Source organism: Novacetimonas pomaceti, assembly GCF_003207955.1.
GTDB classification, from domain to species: domain Bacteria; phylum Pseudomonadota; class Alphaproteobacteria; order Acetobacterales; family Acetobacteraceae; genus Novacetimonas; species Novacetimonas pomaceti.
On record NZ_NOXG01000007.1, the window covers coordinates 114,736 to 125,868 of the forward strand.

9 protein-coding genes are annotated in these 11,133 nt (G+C 60.4%); 4 read left to right on the forward strand and 5 right to left on the reverse strand.

Annotation, left to right across the window (positions count from 1 at the left end):
- Positions 1-145: 145 nt before the first annotated feature.
- Positions 146-370 (reverse strand): hypothetical protein, encoded by a 225-nt coding sequence (locus CFR71_RS08765; protein WP_133250240.1) that lies wholly within the window; start codon positions 368-370, stop codon positions 146-148.
- A 284-nt stretch (positions 371-654) separates the two neighbouring features.
- On the opposite strand from CFR71_RS08765, the gene CFR71_RS08770 reads away from it, so the two are divergent.
- Together CFR71_RS08770 and CFR71_RS08775 are read left to right on the forward strand one after the other, a co-directional pair.
- Complete coding sequence (locus CFR71_RS08770) at positions 655-1,287, forward strand: hypothetical protein (RefSeq protein ID WP_110530181.1); 633 nt, start codon at positions 655-657, stop codon at positions 1,285-1,287.
- 150 nt (positions 1,288-1,437) lie between these two features.
- Positions 1,438-1,962, forward strand: a complete 525-nt coding sequence (locus CFR71_RS08775; RefSeq protein WP_239020323.1) for a hypothetical protein — start codon at positions 1,438-1,440, stop codon at positions 1,960-1,962.
- Between the two features lie 442 nt (positions 1,963-2,404).
- Here CFR71_RS08775 and CFR71_RS16160 read toward each other — a convergent pair whose 3' ends face one another.
- The 4 genes from CFR71_RS16160 to CFR71_RS08790 form a co-directional block, all read right to left on the reverse strand.
- Entirely contained in the window at positions 2,405-3,826 is a 1,422-nt protein-coding gene (locus CFR71_RS16160; protein WP_133251119.1) for a hypothetical protein, read from the reverse strand.
- A gap of 139 nt (positions 3,827-3,965) precedes the next feature.
- The gene (locus CFR71_RS08780; protein WP_110530184.1) at positions 3,966-4,310 is read right to left on the reverse strand and encodes a nuclear transport factor 2 family protein; all 345 of its coding nucleotides are present in this window, start codon (positions 4,308-4,310) and stop codon (positions 3,966-3,968) included.
- Between the two features lie 394 nt (positions 4,311-4,704).
- Positions 4,705-6,015 (reverse strand): MFS transporter, encoded by a 1,311-nt coding sequence (locus tag CFR71_RS08785; protein WP_110530280.1) that lies wholly within the window; start codon positions 6,013-6,015, stop codon positions 4,705-4,707.
- A 154-nt stretch (positions 6,016-6,169) separates the two neighbouring features.
- A complete protein-coding gene (locus CFR71_RS08790) occupies positions 6,170-7,132 on the reverse strand; it encodes an alpha/beta hydrolase family protein (protein ID WP_207781350.1) in 963 nt (320 codons plus the stop codon).
- 514 nt (positions 7,133-7,646) lie between these two features.
- Here CFR71_RS08790 and CFR71_RS08795 point away from each other — a divergent pair.
- Both CFR71_RS08795 and CFR71_RS08800 read left to right on the forward strand, forming a co-directional pair.
- A complete protein-coding gene (locus CFR71_RS08795) occupies positions 7,647-9,398 on the forward strand; it encodes an FAD-dependent oxidoreductase (protein ID WP_110530187.1) in 1,752 nt (583 codons plus the stop codon).
- A 184-nt stretch (positions 9,399-9,582) separates the two neighbouring features.
- Complete coding sequence (locus CFR71_RS08800; RefSeq protein ID WP_239020324.1) at positions 9,583-10,458, forward strand: peptidylprolyl isomerase; 876 nt, start codon at positions 9,583-9,585, stop codon at positions 10,456-10,458.
- Positions 10,459-11,133: the final 675 nt, after the last annotated feature.

Below are 11,133 nucleotides of genomic sequence, written 5' to 3' on the forward strand. Positions count from 1 at the left end.
TGCCGCCCGCGTGCGATGGCGATGTGGTTGGGGCGATGTGGTCGGGAAATATGGACAGGGGCGTCGCCCCTGAACCCCGCCAGAGGTCGCGGACCTCTGGACACCCTGATTTCCCGTCCCGTGCCGGGGCGGGGAAGGCGTGCGATCAGTGGCGCACGCCAGAGCGCGGGCCGGTTTCCGTATCCGTGAGGTTGTTGATGGAATTGCGCACCCGCGCCCACATCACGGCCATTTCCAGGTCGCCGACGCTGAAATACATCCCCGACCGCAATCCCGCGATGCCAGAGGCCTTTTCCCCGAACAGGCGGATCATGCAGGCCGCATGCGCCACGGGATCGTGGATTGAAAAATCTTGTTTAATATTTTTCATCGCCCTGTTCATGGCAAAAGATCATGACCGAAATACGTTCACAATATGGCGGTCTTGCGTTGCCCATTATCCACAGGCCAATGACTATGGCGGACGACGTCCATCATAAACGTGTAATGTTTCGTGACCTATAAAACATGTTCAGGACGCAGGCTATCTCTGGTATGCCCTTTTTCCGTCAAGATAAAGTGACAATATATGTCACGACGGCGCGGTGGGGAGCCGCGGGGCTCCTGCTGTCAATGTCCGCGCGTCATGGACCGCAATCACGGGATTGTTACGAAGTGAAGATACATACAGGCTTTCTCGCAGGGGTTGTTGCTCTGTCCATGCTGCCGGCGGTCGCGTCGGCGCAGGAGGCGGGGCAGCTTCAGGACAGCACCCAGTGGACACAGGCCCCCGCCGGCGCGCGGCAGGCCCTTGCCACGCCACAGCAGCAGGCCGCGCCCCCGGCCATGACCATCGACGAACGGCATGACGGATGGGTGGCCATCCATCATTCCCCCGACCATGGGCTGCATACCGACCTGTGCATCGCAGGCGCGGAAAACGAGGTGCTGATGGTCCGTGCCGACGCGGATTCCCTGCAACTGCGCAGCGCGGACGACCACTGGACCCTGACCCCGGGGTCAAAGGGCGACATGACGGTGCGCATCGGCGCGTACCAGCATGTCTTTCACATGCAGGCCAACGACGCGACCACCCTGTCGGTGGACCTGAAGCCAAAGGAAATGGCCGCGCTGCTGGACGGGATGGAACAGGGGCGCAATGCCTCGGTCGAATATGGGTCGCGCACGGTGGTCAACATGGCCCTGACCGGCAGCGCGCCGGTGCTGGACCGTTTCCGTGGATGCGCGGAAACCAACCACTTCGCCGACCTTGGCCGCGCCCCGGATGCGCGCGCGACGCCGTTCTGACGGCCCGCGCGGCTGATGTCTCGCGCGCCACGATGGGGTGGCGCGCGGTCAGCGCATGACAGCTCGCCCGTCGTCCCGTGGTGACAATGCGGATGGGATGGGAAAAAATCCCGCCCATCATTGCATCGACCCCCACGGAGGACAGACAAGGTGAATCGACTGTTTCATGGGCGCGCATGGCGTGTGGCGGGCATCGCACCGGCGCTGTGCGCGGGCTGGATCACTCTTGCAAACGCGGCCCATGCCACCAGCCCCCGCCATGCCGCCACCCCCGCCGCCGCCACGGTGCCGGTCATGGACGTGCCCACCCTGCTGTCGCAGGGGCCGTCGCTGGTGGGCAAGCGCGTGACCCTGACCTGTTACATCGCATCGGCCAGTTCGGGCGGCGCGGCCTGTTCGGCCTTTCGCATTGATGACCTGCCCGATCACGTGAACTGGAACGGCAGCGTGCCGCTGGATGGCGCGTCGATGGATGGCGCGTCGCTGGACAAGGCGCAGCAGATGTGCGGCGACACCGGCATGCACCCGCAGTGCAAGGCCGAGGTGACGGGCATCGTCTATGACCCGTTCGGCGACATGGGCGTGCAGGGGAAGCGCAATTTCGAACTGCGCGACGCGCGCATCCACTGGCTGGCCCTGCCGGAAAAGACCACCCGCACCACCCGCCACCGCTGATCCGCACTTTTTGGCAGGGATGCGCCGGCCCGGGCCGGTTCATTCCTGCGGTCAGGGTGCCCCCGATGGATGCCGCGTTTATTGGATAGTGGGCTTTGGGGGGGAAGTAGAACGTCTGCGAACGGGCTGAATGAACAGAATAGCTGACATCCATTGCAGCCGCGTTTCTCGAACCTAATCCCTTCCAGAAAACCCTGGCTGTCCGAAAAAGCGGGTCCACCTCTCTTCTCAGGACTGAATCAGAACAAGCAGTTCGCGTCACTTCACAGAATGAGACAGAGATAGTATCATCAGGGATTAGGCCAAGCTCGATGAGAAGCGTTCGGAGCTGGAGCCGATATTTCGGTTGATACCTCTAGCATCCTAAAGCAGCACGTCGAACTGATCACTGCCTAATGGTCGACAGCTAGTTAGATTTTTATACGTAATCGCGTGATCTATACTAAAGATATCCAATTGCTTTACCGTAGTTAAAAAGTTTTGTTAAAGTATAATTGGCTATATCGGCACGCCCCACTCTCTTTCGCCACATAACTTCGATACGAATTCTTCCCACGGATATCTCAGCGAGGAGGTCTGTCCTTCTAGTTAATCCAGCCCCAAAATCTTGTTCTACTTTGTATGATTCAATAAAACGCGCGGCTACGAGTGCTTCTCCTAAAGATTTGTTCAAAAGAGCGTCATTAGTCGTCGCTATGTCTACAAGTTTTTCAAATGCTTCGACACTTGACGATCCAAGTTTTGCCCCTCGAGCTAAGGTTCCTTGTGATCCTGCGCGGAATATCGATCCAAGCTCAGTATTATTCAATCGCTCTATGGCGTTATCTTGATTACCACTTATAGAAAGCTTATTCCTCGTCATTCGATCCTTTAAGTCTTCACTCCCAAAAGCCCTTGCGATCTCCAATGCTGCCAAGACTGGAAGATGAAAAATTTTTGCATCGAGAACACTTCCTAATAGTCCAATCTTGTCAGGATAATTTCTAAGATTGGCTACGATATTCGCGCCCGTAGAAGTCAACAGACGCTCGGTATCTATTGCGGCATATTGACCCCTCGTGAGACCGTTTACCTCACCTTCAGGATTGTTCCCCGCTATCACTAACACCCACAGGCGACACTTTTCTCTCTCAATAAGCTTCTGCACAACCTTGCTACGCTTAGTTATAAGCGAACTTAAGTTAGTCATAAATCCGCCAATCGTACGCGAATTTGCCGCGCATTGATCGACGTCGTCGACAGTCAATCCTAGGTCAGAAAGTCCCGATCCCTGGTTCAAGGTCGCAAGAGTGCGTTCGGCGATATCCAAGTATTGCTCTTTACGAGGCCCTGTAAACTCCGGTATCATTGAAGAGTCTCCCAAAAGAGATTCAGCTCCAATCCTTTCTGCAAGATAAACAATACGCTCCCGAAGCTCATCAGTGTTGCATGGCCATACTACTAGTGCATTCTCACCGTTAGCCGACCGTATGTAACCGTTGATGGAGTGAAGCCAGTCCTCTAGCTCTCTATCAGAGTAGGACCTCAACGCTTCGCGCTCTTCGAGAACGTGAACTATTAATCCGTTTCTCCTCACGGGTGCATTTCGAAAATAATTTTTTATGTCTTGGGAGCCCTCAACTGAGTGCGTCTCAACGTCTTCTCGAAAGAAGTGCAATGTGTGGAGAAATGTTGATTTTCCTGCCCCTGAAGCGCCTTTAAGAATTAGAAAAGCGCCGCGACCCGTTGAATACATTCTGGCATAAACGGTATCGATTATTTCCAACGCGCTGGTGATAGGAACGACAATGGTTCCGATATCAGAGCGCGCTTTGCGCTCAAGGTTTTCAAAACGATCAGGAAGAATAGGTTTGATAACTGTCATGACGAGCCTTTATCGATGTTTTGCAATCTGTCTAATCTGTCCACTCTTGTCGCCCTCTCCGAAACCGCTGAACGTCTGAGTTGAGGCGACAGCAGCCAACGTTCCTTCAATCTGTTAACATTGGCGCGCCCTGCTTAAACTAGGCGCGTTTTATTTTGTCGCCTTCCAGCTCGTATATACCAATGACATCCAGCGTAACTCGCCCTTTGGGAAAGTTCCGGGTCACGACTTCACGATCTATCACTAGTCCGCCCACATCCACTCGGCTGATCAATTCGGCAAACAGATCTGGCTCTTTAAAGCGTTCAACATGTCGCGTTCTGATGGCCTCCGCGCCCGCAGCAAGCAAAGTATCTGGCCAGGCATAAACCTCTGCATCTGGTGCCCAGCATGCCATAAAGGCTTTGATGTCACGTGCATTATAGGCATCCAACTGCCGACGGATAATTTCAGCTTCGCCGCATGACTGCATATCGATTTCCAACGTTATCAGCCCCCTATTTGCACAGAACGACCATCTTCATCGAAGTCTGCTTTCAGGATAAAGTTAGCAGACTTGAAATGACCGTAAAGAGGCGACTGCCGACCCTCCCAAATGCAGCGTAAAAATTGGGGACAGCCATCTGCGGCACCTGATGATATGCTGACGCAGGGTCCGTCCCCTGAAACGGTGCGGAAATTTCAGGCCACCCGCACAGGAAATATTCTCCAGCCTGACAGGCGGTTCCTGCCGACACTCCGCTTCGATCGCGGATGCTGCCTTGAGCGGAAAAGCAAAGGCCCGGTCATGACTGATCTGAAAACACGACCGGACAGGCGTGGTCAGCCAAAATCCTGCAGGATGCATCGCCCATGCGATGATAGGGCCGACAGGATGTTCATTGCCTCTCCCGCCACGCCAGAAGGCACAGGGCCTGCATGCATACCGCCCCCAGCGGCAGCCACACAAATCCCGCCACGATCCAGAATGACAGATCCGGCGGCTGCGCAACCCCGTCCCCGCCCTCGACATAATGGCCCTGCGACAGGAACTGCGCCAGGACGAAGCCGGTCAGGCCCATCGCCAGCTTCGTGACCCATGTGTTGATCGAATACGCCAGTCCCGCCGACCCGGTGGAGGTCCGGGGATCGCCATCATCCACGGCGTCCGCCAGCACGGTGTAATACAGCGGGGACATCACGCCCTGCGCCAGCGCCAGCAGGGCCACGGACAGGAAAAAGCCAGTCATGGACGCCCCCGCCACGGCCATCGCCAGATACGCCACGCCCTGCGCGATCAGGCACATGATCCCGCAGCGGACGGTGCCCACGCGCCTTGCCAGCGGCAGGCACGCGGGCACGCCCGCGAACAGCAGGACGGTGATGAAGGTAATGATATTGGCGCCAAGCTGCTCCGTCCCCCCAAGGACGATGCGCGCGTAATACAGGGCAAACCCGAACAGGGCCGCCTGCCCCACGAAATAGAAGAATGCGAGCAGGTTGCTCAGCACCCATTGCCGGTTCCCGAAAAGATTTCGCAGCGTGACCATAAGGTCCTGCCGCACGGGGGCCGGCGGGTGCCGCACGGTGCAGCCACGCGCCACGCACAGCCACAGGAGGCTGCCCATAACCGACAGGACCAGCACATAGACCGCCATGCCATACCGGTGCTGCGCCGCGCTTTCGCCGCCACCCAGCCACGTGATGGCGGGAATGGTCAGCAGCGCCACCAGCAGCGACCCGGCCTGGCACCCCATCATGCGGAACGCATTCAGGCCCACGCGCCCGGTGGCGGACCGGCTGATCATGACCGCCAGCGCGCCATAGGGCGTATTGATGCAGGAATAGACGGCGCCGAACACGATATAGGTCGCGCCCGCCCACACGACCTTCCCCATGGGCGAAAGCGGCAGGGCCACAAAGCACAGGAATCCCGTGATGCCAAAGGGAATGGCAAGCGCACGGATCAGGCGCGGCACGATCAGCCCGCCGACCCGGTCCACGGCATAGCCGATGGCCGGATCGCAGAAGGCGTCCACCACACGCGCCACCAGCAGTATCCACGACACGGCAGCCAGCGGCAGTCCATAGATATCCGTGTAATAATACATCAGGTAGGAGGACGTCATGCCCCACATCATGTTGGAGGCGGCATCGCCACAGCCATAGGCCGCCTTTTCTTGCACGGAAAGCGCCTGTCCGTTCGCCATTACCCCGCTTTCCCCGAAATCGTGGATCACGCCGTACGCTACCATGTGGGCGTGAAACGACAAGCCGGGGCGGACGCCATCACCCCGCTGTCGTGGCCATTTCCTGCAAAAGACGCGGCCACCCCACCGACCGCCCCTGTTTCCCGCCATCCGGTCAGCGCAGCGTCCGGTCGAAGAACGCCACGATCCGGCCATCGAAATCGCGATGGAACGCGGCGCGGTCGAATCCCGGCGCGCTGCGGCAGATCGGCGTGGGCGCGGCGCAGGGGGCGAGGAAGTCGAAATGCCCGGCCCCCGGCACGCCATGGAATTCCGGCGCGCGGGGCAGGTCGGCGCGCACCGCGTCGGCATAAAGCGGCGCGGGCAGGATATGGTCGTCATCCGCGCGCCACAGCTGCACGGGGATCGTCACATCCCGCAGCCCTTCCTTTCCGAACGCGTACCCCAGCGCCGGGGCCGCCACCGCGATCGCCCTGATCCGGGGATCGTGGCTGTCGGACCATGTGGGCAGCGGACCGGGATGTTCCCTGATCAGCCGACAGTCATAATATTGCGGATACCGCGCGCAATGCGTGCCCACGCGGGTCAGGTCCGGCCGCGCGCCCGCCGCCGCCAGCACCGTGAACCCGCCGGAGGAAAACCCGAATGCGCCGATCCGGGCCGGGTCGATGACCGCATGCCCCGGCCATGTCGCAAGCATGTAGGTAATCAGTCCGCCCAGCGCCTTTGGCCGTTCCTCCATATGGATGGCGCGGCTGTCATCGCGCCAGCTGTCGCCGGGATGGGTCAGGGCCGCCACCACAAACCCCGCACGCGCCAGCGCGACAGCGGTGTCGAGATGGCCGGAAAACGCGCCGCCATGGCCGTGCGAAATGACAACCAGCGGCAGGCCACGACCCGATGGGGGCGCATCCGGCACCACGTCCTGTTCATAAATGCCCAGCCGCTGGTGCACCGGCGTGCCGGCCGCCGGATACCAGATGCCGATTTCGGTGCCGTCGGGCATGTGCCGGTACTGGAACCCGGCTTCGTCCGGCGCGGCGGCGGCAATGCCGTATGATGCGATCAGAAGCAGCAGGGCAGGCAGCGCCGCAAGGGCGGGCAGTCGTATGGGCATGGTGGGAACACCTGGTTCGATGTGAAAACCACACCTGCCCGGCCCATGTTCGAAAAGGCGGAAAACCGGGCTTTTCGTAAATGGGCGAACGGGCGCGCGGATGGGTGGGACGGTAGCATCGAAACAGGGTGTCGAACAGGATTTGCGGTGATGGCCGGGGGTGTTTTCCCGTCCGTGCCATGACGGGGGCGGGCAGGATGCGTTCGGGTGCCGGCAATCCCCGAAATCATGAAAGTTTCTGGTGCAGATTTTGTTTTTTGGCAACAGCCTGTCTCCAGCACATCGGGACCTGACGGGGAGTATTGTTGTCCATAAGTAACAAAAGTTTTTGGGTGTCGCCTTTTTTTAAAAAGGTGACGTCTTATTGAAGCTTTTTGAAAAAAGCTTCACCAAAAACTTTCATGACTTCAGGACTGTCTTTTCAGACAGCACCGGGAAACATCCACGGCGGGCCGGCGTTTGCCGCCGGAGGGCACGTGCCCGGATTCTTCCCGCAGGAAAGACGCAACACAGGATGGGCGGCAAAACCACATCTGGACGAACGGAACTGCCGCGCCGCGCGCTGCTGGGGATCGGCGCGGCGCTGCCGTTCCTTGGCCCCCCGGCATCACAGGGCGTCGCCCGGGCCGACACGCGCTCCGCCCCCGGCGCATGGCCTGACGCGGCCGTGTGGCAGTCCCTGCGGGCGCAGGTGGGGGGACGCCTGTCCGCCATCGCCGCGCCGGATTTCAACGATCCCCATCTGGCGGGGCAGTTGTCCAGCCCGTTCTTCATCCGCGATCAGGCCGCCCTGACGCAGTCGTCGGGCTGGGTCGATGGGTGGCAGGCCGCTCCCGGCGCATACGCTGTTCGCGCGCGCGATGCGTCCGACGTGGCCGCGACCGTGCGCTTTGCGGCGCGGCACGGGGTGCGGCCTGTGATCCGGGGTGGCGGGCACAGCTACCTTGGCGGGTCGAACGCGGCGGGCGGGCTGCTGGTGTGGACGCGCGACATGAACGGCATCGTCATGCATGACCGCTTCGTCCCCGCCGGGTCGCAGGCCGCCCCGGTGCAGGCGGTCTCGCTCGGGGCCGGGTGCATCTGGCTGGAGGCCTATGACGCGGTGACCACGCGGGCGGGACGCTATGTGCAGGGCGGCGGCTGCACGACGGTCGGGGTGGCCGGGTTCGTGCAGGGCGGCGGCTTCGGCAGTTTTTCCAAACAGTACGGCACCGGGGCGGGCAGCCTGCTGGAAGCGGAAATCGTGACGGCGGACGGTCGCGTCCGCACCGTCAATGACGCGCGTGAGCCTGACCTGTTCCGGGCGCTGAAGGGGGGCGGGGGCGGCACCTTTGGCGTGCTGACGCGCCTGACGCTGCAGACGCACCCCCTGCCGGCGACGTTCGGCCTTGTCCACTGGCAGGTGAGGGCGCGCAGCGATGCGGGATTCCGGCGATTGCTGGCGGCGTTCGTCGATACCTATGCCACGCGCCTTTTCAACCGGCACTGGGGCGAACAGGCCAGGGCGGGGTCGGGCAACCGGCTCGAACTCTTCATGACGCTGCAGGACCTTGACGCGCGGGCGGCGCGGGAATGCTGGCGTGACCTTGAACGTTTCGTCGCGGACAATGCGCGGGAATACGAAATCGAGGCCCCGTTTGAACTGACCGTCCTGCCCGCGCGCCGGATATGGGATGGCGACTGGCTCCGCCTTCACGCGCCGTCCCTTGTCATGGCCGACACGCGTCCCGGCGCGTCGCCGGGGCAGTGGTGGTGGGCGGGCAATACAGGGGAGGTCGGGACGTTCTGGCATGGATACCAGTCGATGTGGCTGCCGGCGTCCCTGCTGGACCGGGGGCGGCGCGGCGCGTTCACCGACGCCTGGTTCGCGTCGAGCCGCCACTGGCCCGTTTCCCTGCATTTCAACAAGGGGCTGGCGGGTGGGACGGAGGAGGCGATCATGCGCACCCGCCAGACCGTCATGAACCCGCAGGTGCTGGACGCATTCGCCCTGGCGATCATCGCGGGGGAGGGAAAGCCGGCCTATGCCGGGGTGTCGGGCGAGGCGCTGGCACAGGCGCGGTCCGACCGGGAACGGATTGACCGGGCGTCCGCGCGGTTGCGGCGCATTGTTCCGGGGGCCGGCAGCTATATCTCCGAAAGCGATTACCATCTGGCGGGCTGGCGGCAGGCGTGCTGGGGGGCGCATTACGAACATCTGGCGCGGGTCAGGCGTCGTTACGACCCGCAGGGACTGTTTCGCGTCCACCATGGCGTCGGGACCTGACGGAATATTGTTGTTGAAAAGTAATAAAAGTTTTCGGGTGTCGCCTTTTTTCAAAAAGGTGACGTCTTCCAAAGCTTTTTGAAAAAAGCTTCACCAAAAACTTTCATGATTCCAGCATGTCCCCGCGCCCGCCCCGGGTGGAATGCCCTGTTCATGCGCGCGAAAAGCGGGCATCCTTCGGTCCATGCGGCTCTATCCTGTCCTTCTCGCCTTCCTGCTCCCCTGCGCGGGCGCCCATGCGGCGGCGCCTGGCCCTGCGGAGATCGTCGCCCATGCGCCGGACAGCGCGTGGCGGACGCTTTCCCCGGACCGGCTCCTGCTGATGACGACCGCCGATGGCAGGCGCATCGTGATCGAGCTTGCTTCCGACTTCGCGCCCGTCCATGTCGCGAATGTCGTGCGCCTTGCGCAAACCCACGCGTGGGACGGCGGGGCCATCATCCGCGTGCAGGACAATTATGTCGTGCAATGGCGCGTGCGCGATGAAAAGGCGCCGCTGCCCAAGGGATTCGTGAAAAACCCGCCCGCCGAATATGACCGGCCCGTGGCGGGCATCGGGTTCCGTCCCCTCGGCTATCCCGATTCCTATGCGCCGCAGGCCGGGTTCGCGGCGGGATGGCCCGTGGGTGGCGACGGCACCCGGATCTGGCCCGCGCAGTGTTACGCAACCGTGGCCGTGGCGCGCGACATGCCGCCGGATACGGGAAACGGGCAGGAACTTTACGCCGTCAATGGCGAGGCCCCGCGACAGCTTGACCGCAACCTTGCGGTGGTCGGGCGGGTGCTGGTGGGGATGGACCAGCTCGGCGCGCTGCCACGCGGGACCGGGGCGATGGGCTTTTACACCGACGCGCACCAGGACGTTGCGATCAGGCGCGTTGTGCGCGCCGCCGACCTGCCGCCCGCAGAACGCCCGAAGATCCAGGCGATGCGCACCGAAAGCCCGTCATTCGACGCCTACCTCGCGGCACGCGCGGCGCGGACCGATCCGTTCTTTGTCCACCCGGCCCATGGCGTCGCCCTGTGCAACGCGCCCGTCCCGTCGCGGGAGGTGCGCTAGCGCCCGTGGCGTGACGCGCGGTCGTTTTTGCAAAGCGGGGATGGGGGGGCAGCCTGTCTGTTCCATTAGTTTAGGACGGATGAGCTGAAGGTGTGTTCGGTGAAATGTTGACAGCAAAAATAGACAGGACACCAAAAGCCACACAAGTATGTTACGATTTTAGAATCCTGTTACATATCATGAAGTCATACGGTTTTTCTGGTTCCCGGCAGGCGGGTTGTCTCTGAATGTTTTGTAGGTAAATGATAGGTCATTTGCGGTCAGGGCCATATCATTCCGTGGGAACGGACAGGGCACCCGTTTCAAAAATGGACATCTTCTACTGAATCTATAATGCTCCATATTCTTCAAATTATTTTATAAATTCCCATATATCATATAAATAATATTATTATACGTAAATATAAGCAATATATATAATCATATTGCGTGAAAATTTATTAAGGGAAAATATTTCGAAAATGATTTTTCTAAATGAATCTACCGCGCTTCATGAAATCAAAAATATACTGGCTGCAACCGATCACGCCAAACTGGCAGTGGCCTTCTGGGGCAATGGCGCAATCGACGCGGATTTCTCACACTTGAGGCAATTTCGGGTCATTTTGTAGAATTCAGTCATCCCACAGGAGCCCGATCTGGAATATTGACGATATTCTGCTTCTGGCGGCGGGT